At 69.5% G+C, this 17,741-nt stretch carries 14 protein-coding genes; 10 read left to right on the top strand and 4 right to left on the bottom strand.

Annotated elements, in window-relative coordinates; genetic code table 11:
- Positions 1-115: 115 nt before the first annotated feature.
- Entirely contained in the window at positions 116-3,748 is a 3,633-nt protein-coding gene (locus AB0E88_RS31655; protein ID WP_361637797.1) for an ATP-binding protein, read from the bottom strand.
- Positions 3,749-4,457: 709 nt separating this feature from the next.
- Here AB0E88_RS31655 and AB0E88_RS31650 point away from each other — a divergent pair.
- From AB0E88_RS31650 to AB0E88_RS31615, 8 genes are all read left to right on the top strand, one after another.
- Entirely contained in the window at positions 4,458-6,386 is a 1,929-nt protein-coding gene (locus tag AB0E88_RS31650; protein WP_361637795.1) for a GMC family oxidoreductase, read from the top strand.
- Positions 6,383-7,492 (top strand): ferritin-like protein, encoded by a 1,110-nt coding sequence (locus AB0E88_RS31645; RefSeq protein ID WP_361637793.1) that lies wholly within the window; start codon positions 6,383-6,385, stop codon positions 7,490-7,492. The genes AB0E88_RS31650 and AB0E88_RS31645 overlap by 4 nt, the downstream gene beginning before the upstream one ends.
- A complete protein-coding gene (locus tag AB0E88_RS31640) occupies positions 7,489-8,013 on the top strand; it encodes a hypothetical protein (protein ID WP_361637792.1) in 525 nt (174 codons plus the stop codon). Before AB0E88_RS31645 ends, AB0E88_RS31640 begins: the two co-directional genes overlap by 4 nt.
- Positions 8,010-8,924 (top strand): myo-inosose-2 dehydratase, encoded by a 915-nt coding sequence (gene iolE / locus AB0E88_RS31635; RefSeq protein ID WP_361637790.1) that lies wholly within the window; start codon positions 8,010-8,012, stop codon positions 8,922-8,924. The genes AB0E88_RS31640 and iolE overlap by 4 nt, the downstream gene beginning before the upstream one ends.
- Before the next feature lie 2 nt (positions 8,925-8,926).
- A complete protein-coding gene (locus tag AB0E88_RS31630; protein WP_361637788.1) occupies positions 8,927-9,922 on the top strand; it encodes a sugar phosphate isomerase/epimerase family protein in 996 nt (331 codons plus the stop codon).
- 17 nt (positions 9,923-9,939) lie between these two features.
- Positions 9,940-10,767, top strand: a complete 828-nt coding sequence (locus tag AB0E88_RS31625) for an MBL fold metallo-hydrolase (protein ID WP_361637786.1) — start codon at positions 9,940-9,942, stop codon at positions 10,765-10,767.
- 19 nt (positions 10,768-10,786) lie between these two features.
- A complete protein-coding gene (locus AB0E88_RS31620) occupies positions 10,787-12,442 on the top strand; it encodes a thiamine pyrophosphate-dependent enzyme (protein ID WP_361637784.1) in 1,656 nt (551 codons plus the stop codon).
- A 61-nt stretch (positions 12,443-12,503) separates the two neighbouring features.
- A complete protein-coding gene (locus AB0E88_RS31615) occupies positions 12,504-14,342 on the top strand; it encodes a glycoside hydrolase family 15 protein (protein ID WP_361637782.1) in 1,839 nt (612 codons plus the stop codon).
- 73 nt (positions 14,343-14,415) lie between these two features.
- Here the strand turns inward: AB0E88_RS31615 and AB0E88_RS31610 are convergent, their stop codons facing one another.
- Genes AB0E88_RS31610 through AB0E88_RS31600 form a run of 3 tightly spaced genes read right to left on the bottom strand, consistent with a single transcriptional unit; the run spans position 14,416 to position 16,450 of the window.
- On the bottom strand, positions 14,416-15,180 hold the full coding sequence (locus AB0E88_RS31610; RefSeq protein ID WP_361637780.1) for a phosphatase PAP2 family protein: 765 nt from the start codon (positions 15,178-15,180) through the stop codon (positions 14,416-14,418).
- Complete coding sequence (locus tag AB0E88_RS31605; protein WP_361637778.1) at positions 15,177-15,785, bottom strand: phosphatase PAP2 family protein; 609 nt, start codon at positions 15,783-15,785, stop codon at positions 15,177-15,179. Before AB0E88_RS31605 ends, AB0E88_RS31610 begins: the two co-directional genes overlap by 4 nt.
- Positions 15,782-16,450 carry a DedA family protein gene (locus tag AB0E88_RS31600; protein WP_361637776.1) on the bottom strand — a complete coding sequence of 223 codons (669 nt, stop codon included), beginning with the start codon at positions 16,448-16,450 and terminating at the stop codon, positions 15,782-15,784. The genes AB0E88_RS31605 and AB0E88_RS31600 overlap by 4 nt, the downstream gene beginning before the upstream one ends.
- A 107-nt stretch (positions 16,451-16,557) precedes the next feature.
- Between AB0E88_RS31600 and AB0E88_RS31595 the strand changes: the two genes are divergently transcribed.
- Together AB0E88_RS31595 and AB0E88_RS31590 are read left to right on the top strand one after the other, a co-directional pair.
- Positions 16,558-16,926 carry a BlaI/MecI/CopY family transcriptional regulator gene (locus AB0E88_RS31595; RefSeq protein ID WP_361637774.1) on the top strand — a complete coding sequence of 123 codons (369 nt, stop codon included), beginning with the start codon at positions 16,558-16,560 and terminating at the stop codon, positions 16,924-16,926.
- Positions 16,923-17,741, top strand: an 819-nt coding sequence (locus AB0E88_RS31590; RefSeq protein WP_361637772.1) for a M48 family metalloprotease, incomplete at its 3' end; no start/stop codon positions are given. The genes AB0E88_RS31595 and AB0E88_RS31590, both read left to right, overlap by 4 nt.

The raw sequence follows: 17,741 nt of genomic DNA, 5'->3' as shown, positions 1-17,741 counted from the left end.
GCCCTGCGCAGTCGAAAGTTGCCCGACACAACCTGGCGACCGGGCGGGGGCGCGTACTGCGCGGCGGGCGACGGTGCGGGCGGGTCGGCCGCCGCGCACGCGGGCACCCGTGGCCTCAGAGGAAGTGCTCGTCCTCGTCGGTGGTCTTGCGGTTCCGGTTGGCCATCTCTTCCCAGAACGCGTCCAACTCCCGGACGGGTATCGACACCCACGGCGCGGTGTGCCGGCTGACGGCCGGCAGGTGCCAGCGGAAGCGGCTGTGCAGGAGTGCCTGTTGCTGCCGGCAGAACAGCTCCGCCATCTCCCTGCGTGCGCTTCCGGCCTGCGGGGGATAGGGGCACAGACGGAACTCGCACGGGGACACGCAGGTGGTGCGGGGTTCGCCCCCCTCGGCCCGGCCGACACTGCGCTCGGGGTGGAGCCGGCTGCGGTCGTGGGTGAGACAGTACGGAAGGTCGTTCCGGTTCGCGCGTTTCAGGCGCTCCTCGATGGCGTCCGGGGTCCCGTCGCCCTCGATGAGATTGAGGATCACCAGGACGTCGGCGAGAAGCCGCTGGGTTCGCGGGTGCAGCACACTCCACCCGACGGACGGGGCGATCCACAGGTTGTGCTTCCGGTAGCGCTCCGGGTCGGCCGGGGTGGAACCGACGTTGTCGGTGGCTTCGTTCTCGTCGACCCAGATGAACCGCTCCGGGTGTCCCGTCTCCAGGGCCAGGGTCACCAGATCGCCGGCTTCGGCGACGAACGGGTGGAGCACTCTGTCGGGACGCCGCCCGTACGTGACGCCGGGGGCAGCCGCGGCCCGGTGCGCACTGCCCGCCATCGCGAGCCAGCGGGTGACCGACCGCATCGGCTCCATGGGACCGTCGGACGCCACGTCGCCGTTTCCCGGCCCGCCGGTGTCCGCCGGTGTGGAGCGGCCGCGGTGTCCGTTCGCCGCGCCGGACCCGGCGGCGTGCCCGAGGGTGTCGGGAAGCTCCCACAGGCACAGCGCCTGGATCAGGCTCAGCTGCGCGTACCAGTAGCGGCTGCGGGTGAGCATCTTCTCGGCCTGCTTCACCAGGTAGGCCCGGGTCTCCTCATAGGCGTCCGGGTGCCGTCGCCTGCGGTTCGCCGCGTTCTTGAAGCCCTGGGCCAAGGCGATTTCCAAGGAGAGCGGCATGGGCGGGCTCTGCCGGCCGGCCGGGGTGGTCAGGTTGTCCAACCACAGACTCAGCCGCTCCTTCGCCTCGTCCCGGTACTTCTCCGAGACCGACCCGACGATCATGGGGACGAGCCAGGCCCGGAGGGCGAAGTGGCGCCACCAGATGGTGCGGCACTGCTCGTACTCCTCGACGATCCGGTCATGCTTGTGCTGCCGGGTCTCCTTCGCCTCCGGATCGGCATCAGGGTCCGCGTCCACCTCGTCGAGCCACGCACTGTAGTCGTCGTCGAGTTTCCTTTTGGCCGCACGGGTCTTTTCCAGGTACTGGGTCATCGGATCGGTTCCGAGCGGGAACTCCGAGCGCAGGCCCTGGAAGGCCGCGTCGCCACCGGCGGCTATCTGATGGGCGATCGCGAGCCGGACGGACCGGGAGGGCTCATGCGTACCGATGTCGAAGAGCCGCTTGTAGGGCAGGGCCTCACCGCCCTTGCTGCGCCGGTCCCGTTCCCGCAGTGCGGCTCCGAAGCGCCGCACCAACCGCAGTTTCGCATCCTCGATGGTCCGCTGATCGCCCCTGATGTCGAGGACCGCCCATTGTTCCTCGAGGTCCCGGGCGAGCTCGTCCTGCATGGGCTTCGGACTGATGCAGTCCATTTCCAGGGCCGCCGCGTACAGGTCGAAGTATTTCGCGTCATGCCGGTTCGCCGCGGCCCGGCTGAGCAGTTCGGAGAGGCAGGGCCGCGCGTCCGGGCCACTGCCGTCACCCGGAGCCGTGTCCTGCGAGGCGGCCGGCCGGGCGGCCGGGGGAGCCGCCGGGTGACGTGACAGCAGCACCAGAGCGATGAGCAACTCCCGGGACGGACCCGGGCTGCGCAGCGCCGGTTCGACGACCGCGTTGATCTCGTCGTCGTCCATCTCTCTCAGGAGGCGATAACCCAGGTATGCCTGAAGGATGCTGTGGGGGAACCGAACCTTGTTCCTGCAGCCGTAGACCAGCCCCAGGAGCTGGCCGTTGGCCGTGTACCGCGCCAGCTCCGTGCGGCACTCGACGGGGTAGTCCAGGGCGTTGAGCCAGGGCGCCGACGCGCCGATCTTCCGGCTCACCACCTCCCAGATCGCGTCGCGTTGCGCCGTGGAGACGACAAGCCGGATTCCGTGCCGCTCGGCGTCGCCCGGCCACTGCGGGCGATCGTCCTGGGACTGCCGGTGGCTGAGCAGGTCGTCCACATGCGCGCTGATGAAGTCGTCGAAGGTCACCTCGATGCTGTCCTGCAGCAGACCGAGGCAGGCCAGCGCCGACACGACCCATATGGTTTCCCGGCGTTCGCTGTGGTCCATCACCAACTTGTCGAAGATGCGTCCGTCTTCGATGGCCTGACGGTACGTGTTCAGCAGACCGAGCCTGAGCGTGGAGCAGTCGTTGCTGCGTGTGTCCAGGCGACCGCCTTCGTCACGGAGCGTCAGATGCTCCAGCAGCCCGTGCTGCTGGAGCACCCGGGCGATCCGCAGATAGATCGGCGAATCCGTGACCTGAGCCGTTTCCACCACCCAGTCGAGGCGCCGCTCGTCCAGCTCACCGCGCTCCCGTATCAGGTACTCCAGCGCCGCTTCCTCGCTCAGGGGTTCCAGGTTGGCGATCGCCGCCCGTGTGCCCTCGAGGGGCGCGTGCGGGCGGGAGGCGATGACCAGGGGCAGCTTCTGGCGGTCCGCTCGCTCGATCGCCCGTCGGATGATGTTGTCGCGGTCCTCCTGGTACTTCTCGCCGAGGAGTGCCTCCTCCAGGCCGTCGGCGATGACGACGGCCTGGTCGTCGAGTCTCAACTGCCGCCACGTCTTGTCGATGTTGCTGCCGGCCAGCACTCCTTGGTCCGCTTCCTCCGCGAAGCGGCGCCGTGCCATTTCCTCGAAGTCGAGTTCGCCGTCGTCCTTTCTGTCACGCAGACTTATGGGCACGGGAACGGCGGACTGCTGGGCCAGCATCCGAGTCAGTTCCACCAGTACGGCCGTCTTGCCGACCCCCACGCCACCGACGAGCAGATACGGCTTCCTGGTCCTGCGGTTACGGAGTGTCTGGGCTATCACCTGCGACAATTCCCGGCGCCCTACGATCCGGTTGACGAGGGTTCCGGCCGTGGGGACGAGATCGTGGGGTTGGGTGCGCGCCTTTTTGATGAGCGGCTGCTTCGTCTTGTGGTACCAGTAGAGCAGGAAGAACGCCAGCAGTACGGAACCCGTCAGCACGGGGCCCAGGATGTGATTGACGGCGTCGAACCACAGGGAATGGAGCACGGCGTGCAGGTCGGTGTTGTTTTCCTCTCCGTACCTGTAGAAATCGAAAAGAGCCAGTCCCACCCAGACGAAAAGCAATAGCGTCCAGAGCAGTGCCCACACGCGCAACACCGGGCCGAGGGTGAACCTCCAGGAGCGCCAACTGCGATTGGGGACGATGCTCCTGCGTGCCTCCCTCTCGGTCCGGAACTTGCGCCATCTCCTGCCTGTCGCCCGCGATATCCGCGCCCACCACCGCCGCGGATACAGCGTGTACCAGGGGGCGCCGTGCGGCCGTACCGCCCCTTCCGGATGGCGGATGACCTTGGTGGACATGAGGCTCCTCCGCGCTGAAAGGATGGGCGGGACGTCGCGTGGACGCCGCGTGTTGGTGTGAAGGGAGACCGGCGAGTCGTGTCGGAAGGCGATATCGCCGCCCCGCGCTCAGAGCATCGGCCTCGCATATATCTACCGGCACGTATGCCTTTCAATTCCATGAAAGCACCGGCAGACAATACCGCAACACGGCCGCCGGGCCGGCGGACAAAGGTGTGCTGCCCAAGGGTCTGGGTTGTCCGGAGGGGCGGCCGACATGACCTGAGATACTTTCAGGTGTGAGTGGTTGACGGGTCACCCAACCGTCGGGAACAGGCCTTTCGGAACCCATCTCCCATTACAGGGTAAGTTTATGACGTTCACTCAGGGAACTATGGGGTGGAATCCCCGTTCTCAGTCGGCGATCTTGACGCTTTCCGCGTATCGTCGGCAGTGCGGCAGTGGTCCGTGTGCCGGGCATTACCGGCAGCGATCACACATGCGGCCCGATCATCGAAATTCTCCGAACAAACCCGATCCGCGCTTCCTTGCGCCGGCCGTCCGGCCCGCTCGCACCGGAATTCCATGTATTCCCGGCGACCGCCCACGGACGTACTCGGCTCCCACGCCTTTCCCATCCGCGTGATCACGGCGCCGACCGCGAGCGGATTCCACGGAACCCGCTCGTGAGTTCACGGAGCAGAGAAGGCAGAGGAGGGGTGACTGCCTCATGTACGCGAAGTTCCCCGAGGGGGCGGCGCAGCGCACCGACCCCATGGCGGCGGCCGAGGTCGTCTACGACGCCGTCATCGTCGGCGGCGGCATCTCCGGCGCCCTGATCGCCTCGCGCCTGAGCGAGGCCGGCAAGAGAGTGCTGATTCTCGAAGCGGGCCCCGCCGAAGACCTCACCCTCAGGGGCTACGAGCGCTACCTCGACCGGTTCTACTCGGCCATCGGCAAGGACAATCAGGCCCCCTACCCGCCCGTCCCCAACGCCCCGATGCCCCGGGCCAGCGAGACACGGCGCATCACCCCGGGGGCGCCCGATGCCTCGGCCTACCTCGTCCAGACCGGGCCCTTCGCCACCGACACCACGTACACGCGGGTCCTCGGCGGCACCACCATGCACTGGGAGGGCAAGACGCTGCGGATGCTGCCCGAGGACTTCCGGATGCGGACGCTCTACGGCGAGGGCGCGGACTGGCCGCTCAGCTACGAGGACCTCGCCCCGTACTACAACGAGGCCGAACGCGAGATCGGCGTCTCCGCCGACGTGGAGGACCAGGCCTACCTGGGGATCACCTTCGACGAGGACTACGTGTTCCCCATGAAGGGGCTCCCCCTGTCCTACCTGGACCGGATGGTCGCCAAGGACCTCGACGGGATGCCGGTCGAACTCGACGGGGAGCAGCGGGAGCTGCGGGTCAGGCCGTTCCCCCAGGGCCGCAACGGCATACCGAACCCGGCCTACGACGGCGGCAAGGGCTATGTGCCCCGAGGGGCGGTCAGCGCGTACCAGGTCGAGGTCGGCGAGCGGTGCCAGGGCAACAACAACTGTGTGCCCATCTGCCCGGTGCAGGCGAAGTACAACGCCGGCAAAACCCTCGCCCTCGCCCTCCAGAGCGGCCGGGTCGACCTGGTGGCGCAGGCGGTGGCCCACAAGGTGCACACCGACGCACACACGGGCCGGGTGACCGAGATCGAGTACCGCCGCTACGCCCGGCCCGACAGCCCCGGCTACACCACGATGAGAGCCCGTGGCCGGCTGTTCGTGCTGGCCGCCAACGCGGTGGAGAACCCCCGGCTGATGCTCGCCTCCGACCTGCGCAGTTCCAGCGGGCTCATGGGGCGCAACTTCATGGACCACGCCTACCTGCTGGCGTGGGGCCTGCTGCCGGAGGTGGCCGGCACCTTCCGCGGCACGAACTGCACGGGAGGCATCACCGATCTGCGCGGCGGCCGCTTCCGCAGCCACCAGGCGGCCTTCACCGTCGACATCCACAACGACGGCTGGGGCTGGGCCCGGGGCTCACCGATGACCGACCTGATCGGCCTGGTGGACTCCGGCGGCCGCTACGGCGAGTCCCTGCGCCAGGCCCTGGTGGACCGTGTGTCCCGCCAGCTCCAGCTGGCCTTCATGGTCGAGGTCCCCGCCAACCCCAGCAACCGGGTCACCGTGAGCCCGGACTTCACCGACCCGCTGGGGAACATGCGGCCCGTCCTCACCTACGACATCCCCGAGTACACGATGCGCGGGGTGGCATACGCCCGGCAGCTGTCGAAGCGGATCTTCGCCCGCCTCGGGGCCGAGGACCACACCGTGTACCAGCCGAACTTCTGGGGCTACGCCGTCCACGACGGCGTGGGCTACGAGATCCGCGGGGGCAACCACCTCGCCGGCACCCATGTGATGGGCGACGACCCGTCGACGTCGGTGGTCGACCCGGACCAGCGGTGCTGGGACCACGACAACCTCTACCTGGTCGGCGGCGGAAGCATGCCCACCGTGGGCACGTCGAACGTGACGCTCACCGTCGCCGCCCTGTGCCTGCGCAGCGTCCGGGCCATGCTGGCCCAGCTCGGCTCCGAGACCGCTCCGACGAACGTTGCTCCCGACCGGCGTCTCGCGGCGCCGACCTCAGGGGAGGTGGCCCGATGACCGTGTCGACCATCGGCAACCGCGACGACCTGACCAGCTACCTGAACGCGGCGATGGCGCTCGAGCACGCGACCATCCCCACGTACCTGACCGCGTACTACTCCATCCGCTCCACCACCAACTCCGACGCCGCCCACATCATCCGGGTGGCAGCGGTGGAGGAGATGCTGCACCTGACCCTCGTCGCCAACGTCCTGAACGCCATCGGCGGGACGCCCGATCTGACCCGCCCCGGCTTCGTGCCGTCGTATCCGGCCCGCCTGCCCGACGGCGAGGACGACTTCACCGTCGACCTGCGGCCCTTCTCCCCCGAGGCGATCGAGACGTTCTGCAAGATCGAGCGTCCGGGCAAGGTACCCAGCGGCGAGTCACGGCTGGTGCCGACATCGAACGGCAGGTCGTCGCCGCTGGTCGCCAGCCCCACGACCGAGGGGATGCGCTTCTACAGCATCGGCGAGTTCTACGAGGAGATCATCGAAGGACTCGAGAAGGTGGCGGCCGATGACCCCGCGCTGTTCCGCGGGGATCCGGCTCGCCAGGTGGGGCCGGAGTTCTTCTACTCCGGCGGCGGGGAGATCATCGTCGTCACCGACCTGGACTCGGCCCAGCGGGCGCTCCGCTTCATCGCCGCCCAGGGGGAGGGCCTGGACTCGGGGATCTACGACGCGGACGGGGAGCTCGCCCACTACTACCGCTTCCGCCAGCTCCAGCTCGGCCGCTACTACCAGGAGGGCGACCACCCCGGCGCACCGTCGGGACCCGAGCTGAGCATCTGCTGGGACGACGTGTACAAGGTGAAGGTGAGTGCCCGCCTGGCCGATTACCCGGAAGGGTCGGAACTCGCCCGCGTCGCCCGGGACTTCAACACCGACTACGCGAACTTCCTCGCCCTGCTCACCAAGGCGTTCAACGGGCAGCCGGGCCTCCTGCAGGAAGCCGTCTGCGAGATGTTCCGCCTGCGCGACGGGTTCAACCGGCTGGTGCGCAGCCCCCTGCCGGGCAGCGGCGGCCTGCACGCCGCTCCCACCTTCGAGATTCCGGACGCGGTCGGATCCGATCCGCAGGCCTCACCGGATGCCGCCGCGACGGTCCGGGCGGTGACATGATGACCGCCCCGTCCTTCGAGAGGTTCCTCTCCCTGTCGGTCGACCTCACGGCCTTCGAGGAGACCGATCTCCTCGGCACCGGCCTGGCCCACAAGTATCTGGCGAAAGTGCGCGAGGCCTGCGGCGACGAGGTCGTCACCGCCCTCCTGGACGCCCACCGGGCAGCCCGGGCCGACGCGGCCGGTCAGGCCGCAAGCGCCGCCACCCCGCTCGACCGGGACCTGTTCGACCGGGCCCTGCGCCACCGGATCTTCGGCGACGACCGGCTCGGCCCGGTGGCCCGCCAGGTCATCAAGCTCTGGTACGTCGGGATGTGGTACGCGCTGCCCCCCGACTGGGTCGACCACTACGGGCCCCACACCGGGGCGGGCACCTCCACGGTCACCGCCGCCTCCTACCAGGAGGGGCTGCTGTGGCGGGCCATCGGGGCCAACCCTCCGGGCGCCAAGGCACCCGGATACGGCTCCTGGGCTCAGCCGCCCCGCATCGACGACCGCTATCTGAAGGGGGCGACACGATGACGGCGTTGGCCGACCGCCTCAGCCCCGACAAGGTGCAGCTCGGCGTCTGCTGCACCCTGTGGTGGAACGACGACTTCCCCACCATCGACGCCGGTATCTCCTTCGGTCAGGCCGTGAGCGAGATGGCGCTCGCCGGCTTCCAGGGCTGCAGCCTCGGGCACAAGTACCCGGCGGACGTGGCCGAGCTCAGGGCCGCCCTCGAGATCCGCGGCCTGCGGGTGTCCGAACCCTGGACGAGCACGTACTTCACCATCGGCAACATGCGGCACAAGACGATCGCTGCTTTCGAGGAGACGCTGGCCCACATCAAGGCGCTGGGCGGGACCGAACTGGTCGTGGCCGAGTTCGGCGCCTCCTCGCACCTGCTGCCCGTGGACGTGTTCGCCAACCGCCCGGTCTTCACCCACGCCCAGTGGGACGCCCTGACCTCGGGCCTGAACGAACTCGGCAGGATCGCCGGCTCGGCCGGGATGAAGCTCAGCTATCACCACCACATGGGCACCGGCGTCATGACCCGGGCCGACATCGACCGGCTGATGGCCTCGACCGACCCGGACCTGGTCCACCTGCTCCTCGACACCGGCCACTTGGCCTTCGCCGGCGACAACCCGCTGGAGCTGGCCCGGGCGCACGCCGGCCGTATCGGCCACGTCCACCTGAAGAGCGTCCGGCCCGAGGTCGTGAAGCGGGTGCGGGAGGAGGGCCTGTCGTTCCAGGACGCCATCGAGCTCGGCGTCTTCACCGTGCCCGGAGAGGGCGCGATCGACTTCCGGCCCATCCTCGAAGTGCTGGCCGACGCGCATTACCAGGGGTGGCTGGTCGTCGAGGCGGAGCAGGACCCGAACAAGGCGGTCCCGCTCGAGTACGCCAAGAAGGCCCGCGCCTATCTCGCCGACGTCCTGGGGTGGTGACGATGAACGCGACACTCGGACGGGACGTGTTCTTCAGCTTCTTCATGTTCACGGCCGATCTCCGGCCCCAGGACACGCGGTACACCGGGGTCCTGATCGATCACCTCAAGGCCCTCACCGACATGGGGTACGACGGCTTCGACGTGCATATCGCCGCCCAGCCGGCCGGCGTCGACCACAAGCTCGAGGTCGATTGCTACAGCGGCCTGAAGACGGCGTTCGAGCGGGCGGGGCTGGGGGAGGCGAAGTTCACCACCAACGTGGGGACCACGCGGACCTTCGACCCGACGTCACCCTACGAGGAGCAGCGCGGGCAGGCCCTGTCCTACCTCAAGTCACGTGTCGACATCACCCGGGTCCTGGGCGGCGACTCGATCATGTCCGGGCCGTTCATCTATCCCTACGGCGTCTTCCCGGTCACGGACACCGACGAGCCGATCTGGAGCGACGCCCTCCAGGACTGGATGAGGCCGCGCTACGACGCGGCGCGTTCCGTCTTCGAAGAACTGGTGGAGTACGCCGAAGCACGCGAGGTGAAGCTCGCCGTCGAGCCCGTCAAGAGCTGGGAGACACCGCCGCCCAACATGGTCTCGGAGGTCCTGGACTTCCTCGAGGGCCTCGAGCACGCCCAGGGAGGCGTGACGATCGACACCGCACAGGTCGTGATGGAGAGCCAGGGGCCGTCGGTCCTGAAGGAGAACATCGCGCGAGCGGTAGGGCAGCACCGGCTCTACTACGTCCACATCTCCGCACCCGACCGGGGCGCGGTGAAGGACAGCTGGATCCCGTGGGACGTCATCTCGAACGAGATCGAGCCGGTGTACCGCGGGCCCTATCTGATCGAAGTGTTCAACGCGATCCCGCCCTTCGACAGCTCCATGCGCATGGCACGCCGGCGTTTCTGGCGACCCGGCGAGGACGACCCCGTGCCCGGCAGGGACAGCGCCTACGACGTCGCGAGGGCCGCGTTGGAGGAACTGCGACAGCGGACCGCCTAACCCGGAAGAGGCCTCCCATGCCGGCTCAGATATCGGATCCCATCAGCATGGTCGTGAAGCAGGCAGGCGATGTCCGCATTCACACCTTCGTCGCGTCCTTCACGGACGACAACATCGCGAACGCCACGCATGTCATCGAAACCAGGAACCAGCTGGTCCTCGTCGACGGACAGTTCCTCACCCCTTACGCGAGGGCGTTCCGGGAGTACGCGGACAGCCTGGGCAAGCCGATCGAAAGGCTGTACGTCTCCCACCGCCACCCCGACCACTGGTTCGGACTCGGCACCGCCTTCACGGACGTCACGGTGTACGCGCTGTCCGAGACCAAGACCTTCATCCAGGAGCACGGAGAGGACTCGAGAAGCGACCACTGGAAACTCGGTGACCTCGCTCCGGAGCGCATAGCCGTTCCGAAGGAAGTCGCCGGCCCCGGTGAAGAGACCATCGACGGGCTCCGGTACGTCTTCGACCGCGTGACGGACACCGAGATCGACTACCACCTCACCATCAGGCTTCCGGAGGTGGGGGTGTATGTCGCTCAGGACCTGATCTACAGCGGCACCCATCTGTACCTGACGAAACACATGGACCACTGGAGCCGGGTGCTGCAGGACATGCTGGCCTCGGACTACGAACTGTTCATGCCGGGCCACGGTCTGCCGGCCGACAAGAACGAAGTCGCCCGCAACATCGAATACCTTTCCGCCGCCCGGCAGGCGGTCGGTGACGGGCTGACGGACGACGCCTTCAAGAATTTCATGCTGCGGCGGTATCCGGAACGCAGGTGCCCGGGGATCTTCGACATCTACATGCCCCGGCTGTTCGGCGGCGCGAGCGACTACTGACCACGGAGGTGCTCCGACCATGAACGAGGGCTGCACTGTAGGCAAGTACCTGGTGGACAGGCTTCGCCAACTCGGGCTGGAGCACCTGTTCGCCATCGCGGGCGACTATTCCATCGAATGGCTGAACGGGTATGTCACGCCGGGCGGCGTGAAGATCATCGAAGAGGTCAACGAGGTGAACGCCGGTTATGCGGCGGACGGGTACGCACGGCTGAAGGGCATCGGCGCCCTCTGCGTCACCTACTCCGCGGGCGCGCTCTGCGCCGTGAACGCCGCCGCGGGCGCCTATGTCGAGAAGGTGCCGCTCGTGCTGATCAACGGCACACCGAGCATCAAGAAGACCATCACCTTCGAGCAGACCGGCTTCAGCGCACACCACTTCATCAGCGGGCGGGAAACGGATCTCCAGTCGTTCGAGCACGTGACGGTCGCGGCCATCCGGCTCGACAATCCCGACCTCGCGCCGACGCTGATCGACTATGCGCTGACCCGGTGCATCAGTGAACGGCGCCCGATCTACATCGAGCTGCTCCAGGACATGGTCGACCTGGAGTGCGAGCCGCCGAGGGGCGTCCTCCAGCCGGCCAGAACCCTGTCGGACGAGACCAGTCTGAAGGAGTCGGTCGCGCGGATCCGCGCGAGGCTCGAGAGCGCCGAGAATCCGCTCATCTGGCTCGGCGTGGAGATCGACCGGCTCGGCCTTCAGGACAAGGCCATGACGCTGATCGAGACACTGAACGTCCCCTACGTCACGGAACTCCTCAGCAAGGCGGTCCTTTCCGAGGACGATCCGCGGTTCGTCGGTGTGCTCGACGGCCAGGCGTCATCGACCGCCGTCACGGACCTGGTCGACACGTCCGACTTCGTACTGGCCCTCGGTGTGTGGCTGACGGACATCAACTCGCTGGGCTGGGACCCGGACTACGACAAGACCGCGTTCGCTTCGTTCGACGCGGTCAAGTTCGGAACCTATTTCGGCGGGCAGGTCGCGCTCGAGCACCTCGTGGACGGCATCCTGGCGGAGAACATCACGCCCAGGACGCAGAAGCTGCCGGACAAACCGGCTCGCAGCGTCCCGGCCGTGAGCGACACCGACGTGATCACCTACCAGGGGTTCTACAACTACATCCAGCAGTACGTCGACAGGGACACCATCGTCGGCGCCGACGCGAGCATGAACTACTTCGGGAGCCTGCTGCTCGAAGTGCCCGGTCCGGGAGGGTTCGTCGTCCAGTCGTCCTACTCGGCGATCGGGTACAGCGCCGCGGCCGCGACGGGCATCTGCCTGGCGAAGGGCCCGGACCACAAGGTCTTGGTCTTCTCGGGTGACGGCGGCTTCCAGATGACCGCCCAGTGCCTCTCGACGCAGGCCCGGTTCGGGCTCCATCCGGTCATCTTCGTCGTCGACAACGGCGTCTACGCCGTGGAGCAGTGGCTCGCCGACGCCGGGATATTCCACTCGGACAGGCCGTTCTACAAGCCGTGCGAGCTGCACCGGTGGAACTACAGCGCACTGGCGGAGGTCTTCGGCTGCCGGGGCTGGGAAGTCGGCACGTACGGCGAGCTGGGAGACGCCGTCGCGGGCGCCCTGGAGAACTCGAGCGGCCCGTCCATCGTCCAGGTCCACGTGCCGGACAAGACGATCCCCGACAACGCGAACTGGAAGGCGCACTAGCGGGACGCCGAGGAGATCCGATCTCCAGCGGACACCTGCTCACACCGGAGGGAACGCCCCCATGGACGGTTACCCACTGATCGAGAACCACGGTCTCATCGGCGATCTGCAGACCGCCGCGCTGGTGACCACCGAGGGCGTGGTCGACTGGTTCTGCTCCCCGCGGTTCGACTCGCCGAGTGTCTTCGGGGCGCTGCTGGACCAGGAGAAGGGCGGTCACTGCACGGTCCGGCCGGCTCATCGCACCCATGCGACCAAGCAGTTGTACCTGCCCGACACGGCTGTCCTGGTCACCCGGTTCATGACCGAGGCGGGCGCCGGCGAGGTGGTCGACTTCATGCCGGTGACCGGTACGACGGTCACCCCCCGCCACCGGCTGGTGCGTCTGGTGCGCTGTGTGCGCGGCAGTATGACGTTCCAGGTGGAGATCGCCCCGCGATTCGACTACGGACGCAGCAAGCACGAGCTGCACATCACCCAGCACGGAGCGGTCTTCGCCGCGGAGGACGGCACGGAACTCACCGTGCATCCCATCCGCGAACCCCAGGACGAGCGGCTCGTCGACGTCGCCACGGACCAGGGCGCCGATCTGCACCTGTCGCTGACGCTGCGGGCCGGCGAGCAGCGGGGGCTCGTGCTGGAGACGGGCGCCGGGGGGCCACCGGCCGAAGTCCGCCAGGAGGCCTACCAGCAGCTCTTCGACGAGACCGCGGCCTTCTGGCGTTCCTGGCTCGCCCAGTCGCGCTACACCGGGCGCTGGCGCGAGATGGTGGAGCGTTCCGCGATCACCCTGAAACTCATGACCTTCGCACCCAGCGGTGCCGTGGTGGCCGCCCCGACGACGGCGCTGCCCGAGCAACTGGGCGGTGGACGCAACTGGGACTACCGGTTCACCTGGATCCGTGACGCCTCCTTCTCCGTGTACGCCCTGCTCGGGTTGGGCTTCACGGAGGAGGCGCGCGCCTTCAACGCCTGGCTGAGCGACCGGGTCAAGGAGCGGGCCGGCAGCGGTGGGGACACGGGGCCGCTCAACATCATGTACAGGGTCGACGGCTCGTCCGACCTGGACGAGCAGACCCTCGAGCACTGGGAGGGCTACGCGCGCTCCCGGCCGGTGCGGATCGGCAACGGCGCAGCGACCCAGCTCCAGCTGGACATCTACGGCGAGGCGCTGGACAGCATGTACTTCGCGCACCAGCACGGATTCCAGGTCGGGTACGAGGGATGGACCTCGATGCGGGCGAACCTGGACTGGCTGGCCGACCACTGGGACCAGGCGGAGGAGGGGATCTGGGAGACCCGCGGCGGGCGCGAGGACTTCACCTACGGCCGGGTCATGTCGTGGGTGGCGTTCGACCGCGCGCTGCGCCTCGCGCAGTCGAAGGGGTGGCCGTCGGCGTCGGGACGGTGGCAGACCGAGCGGGACGCCGTCTACGAGCAGGTCATGACCAAGGGCTGGAGCGAGAAGGCGCACGCCTTCGTCCAGCACTACGGCAGTGACGTGCTGGACTCGTCGCTGCTGCGCATGGCGACGGTCGGGTTCCTCAGCCCGGAGGATCCGATCTGGGCGTCGACCCTGGACGCCATCGAGCGGGAACTGGTCAGCGACAGCCTCGTCTACCGCTACAACCCCGAGACGTCGCCCGACGGCCTGCGCGGCTCGGAGGGCACCTTCTCGCTGTGCACGTTCATGTACGTCGACGCCCTCGCCCGAGCGGGGCGGACGGAGAAGGCGCGGCTGGTCTTCGAGAAGATGATGGGGTACGCCAACCATCTGGGCCTGTACTCCGAGGAGATCGACCCGACGGGCCGCCAACTGGGGAACTTCCCGCAGGCGTTCACCCATCTCGCCTTGATCGACGCGACCCTCACCCTCGACAAGGCGCTCGACAGGCGGTGACCCGCGAGGTGCGGCCGGGCGCGGGGTGTGCTCTCACCCTTCCGACCGCGGAGTGCCTCGGCGTCGCGCGGCGTCAGGCAGCGCCCGGCCGTCCCCGGTGGCCGGGGTCCGGGGGCGCGGCGTCGTGTCCCGGTTCCGGGGTGGCCGGGCCGGTGAGGAAGGACGCGGGCAGCAGACGGGCGGCCGCGCACAGGCAGAGCCCCAGCCAGCCCGCGGCGAACAGCCAGCCACCGACGACGTCCGTGAACCAGTGCACGCCGAGGTAGACCCGGGTCAGGCCGACGAGCAGCGCCCAGCCGCACACGGCGATCCGCAGCGCGGTGCCTCCGCGCGGGGCGCGCAGGGTGAGCGCGACGACGAGCACGCCGGCGGTCAGCGCGGCCGTCGTGGTGTGACCGGACGGAAACGCCCAGCCGCTCGCGTGAGCCGTCCACTCCGCCTCCGGTGGACGGGAGCGGCGGACCAGCTCCATCACGCCGTAACGCACCAGTTGGCCCGCGGCGAGGCAGGCCAGGGCGACGGCGGCGGCCGGCAGCCGGGTCCGCGGCGTGCGTCCGGCCACCGCGCCGGCCAGCGCGGCGAGAAGGTAGGGGACGGCTCCCGTGCCGGTCGCGGTCACGCCCCGGGCGAGCGCCACGGCCTCCTCCGGGCGGTGGCCGACGGACCATATGAGGAACCTGTCGTCCAGCCAGAGCGGCGCACCGGCCCGGCCGGTGACCACCAGCGCCAGTACGGCGAACGCCGCCCACGCGCCCACTCCCACGCTGCCCGCGAGATCGGCGACGTCCCTGCGCCCGCTGCGCTCTTTCGCCGCCGTGCCGCCGCCCCCGCCGTTCATGAGACCGTCAGCAGCAGACGCAGCGGCGCGGCCGCCGTCAGCCGTCTGGCCAGCGCGTCCGACCGGCGCCGCAGCAGCGGGAGCGCCGCGAGCGCGACGAGCCCGCCCACGACCAGCCCCACCAGCACGTCGTGCGGGTAGTGCACGCCGATCCACACGCGCGACGCGGCCATGGCGACCGCCGCCAGGCAGGCGAGCGCCCCCAGCCATCGCGAGACGAGCAGCAGCGCCACGGCGGCCGCGGCGGCGATCGCCGCGTGGTTGCTGGGGAACGACCAGTCCCCGTGCGCCGGGCAGGCCTCCAGGGTGCGCACCTGAAGGGTCTGACAGGGCCGGTCCTCGCGGACGAACATCTTCAGCACGTCGTTCAGGCCGTACGCCAGGACCACGACCACCGGCACGGCCAGCGCCGTCACCGCCGCGGCGGCCCCCGTGCGCCGGGCCCGCCACCAGACGAGGACCATGAGGACGGCGAACACCGCCAGACCGTAGTCCGACCACACTCTGATCGTGGTGTCCAGCCAGCCCGGCGCGCGTCCCGCCAGGTCCACCACGTCGCGGTAGGCGGAGCCGTCGATCGACGCCGCTGAGAACGCGAGCGTCATCCGCCGGCCTCCCTCGCCTTGGCACCCTTGCGGCCGCGGTACAGCTCGAGGGCGAGCGGGACCAGCGACACCGCCACGATCAGTGCGACCAGCGGCAGCAGATAGTGGTCCACGTTCGGGACGGAGGACCCGAGCGCGTATCCCGCCAGGGTCAGGCCGACGCTCCACACCAGGCCGCCGGCCACCTGCCACACGGTGAACACCCGCGCGGGCACTCCGAGCGCACCCGCGAGCGGATTGAGCACGGTCCGCACCACCGGGACGAATCTCGCCAGGACGATCGCCTTGGCGTGCCCGTAGCGCGCCAGCAGCTCCTCGGCTCTGTGCGCCCCCTCGTGCAGCCGCGCCGAGCGGCTGCGGGCGAGCAGGGTGGTGCCCGCACGGCGCCCGAGCAGATAACCGCACTGCGCGCCGGCCAGCGCGCCCAGCGCCGCGGCGGCGAGCAGCGGCCCGAGGGAGAGCCGGATGCCGTGCCCTTCCGTGCCGGTGCACAGCAGGCCCGCCGTGAACAGCAGGGAGTCGCCCGGCAGGAAGAAGCCGATCAGCAGTCCCGTCTCGGCGAACATCACCACGCCGACGCCGAGGACGCCGAAGGCGGCCAGCAGCGACCGGGCGTCGAGGGGATTCACCGCGAGCTGCGACGATAGGACCACGGGTGTGGTCATCGCATGAGTCCTTTCTGTGCGGGCCACCGGATGCACGGCACCCGACCGTCTACAATCAAGTAGACGGTCTACGACACTGTAGACGATCGCGGGGTGAGGATCGTTCCATGAGCGCCGACAAGGACGAACGCCGGCCGGCGGGCGAGCTGGAGGCCGCGGTGATGGCCGCGCTGTGGGCGGCGGGCACACCGCTGACCCCCGCCCAGGTGCAGGCCGAACTCGCCTCCGGCCTGGCCCGCACGACCGTGACGACGATCCTGTCCCGATTGCACGAGAAGGGGACGCTGGAGCGGCAGCGGCAGGGCCGCGGCTACGCCTACCGCCCCACCCAGGACCCGCACGGCCTGACCGCCCTGCGCATGCACAGCGAACTCGACCGCGGCAGCGACCGGGAGACGGTCCTCGCCCGTTTCGTCGCCCAGCTCAGCCCGGACGACGAGGAGGTCCTGCGCCGACTGCTGGAGGAGGGCCCGTGAGGATCGCCCTGCTGCTGATCCCCCTGCTCCTGCCCTGGGCCGCATCCGCGCCGGCCCGCAGGGTCCTCGACCGCTGCGCGCCCGTGGCCGCGCTGTGGACCCTGACCGTCTCGGCGCTCCTGCTCGCGGCCGGCACCGTCGCGGCACTCGGCTCCCTGGCCCTGACCGGCCTGCTGCGGATCCCGGCCCTCGCCGCGCTGGGTGAGCTGGTGCACCCGCTGCACACGCCGTCCGCGCGCCTGGTCCTGCCCCTGGCCGCCCTGGCCACCGGCCTGCTCACCCTCGCCGCGCTCGCCCTGGTCCGCACGGTGCTGCGGCAGGCCGCCGGGCTGCGCACCGCGCGCTCCGAAGCCGGCCGCCGGCCCGCCGCGGGCGACCTGTGCGTCGTCGACTCCCCGCGCCCCGACGCGTACGCCCTGCCCGGCCGCCCGCACCGCATCGTCGTCACCACCGCCATGCTGCGCAGCCTCGACGCGCGGGAACGCGAGGCGCTCTTCGCGCACGAGCGCGCCCACAACGCGGGCGGACACCACTACTTCCTGGCGGCGGCCGAGCTGGCCGCCCACTGCCACCCCGCCCTGCGGCCGGTCCGCGAGGCCATCCGGCTGGCCGCCGAGCGCGCCGCCGACGAGGCCGCGGCGACCGCCGTCGGCGACCGCCGCCTCACCGCGCGCGCCATCGCTCGCGCCGCCCTCGCCACGCACACGGCGGACACCACCCGGCCCGCGATGACCCCGGCGGCCACCTCCGGCCCCGTACCGCGCCGCGTGGCCGCCCTCCTGTCGCCCGCCGCGCGCCCGCCGCGCGGCGCCTCC

It is taken from the genome of Streptomyces sp. NPDC028635 (assembly GCF_040637635.1).
GTDB lineage: Bacteria > Actinomycetota > Actinomycetes > Streptomycetales > Streptomycetaceae > Streptomyces.
This window is presented reverse-complemented; position numbering and strand designations above follow the sequence as displayed.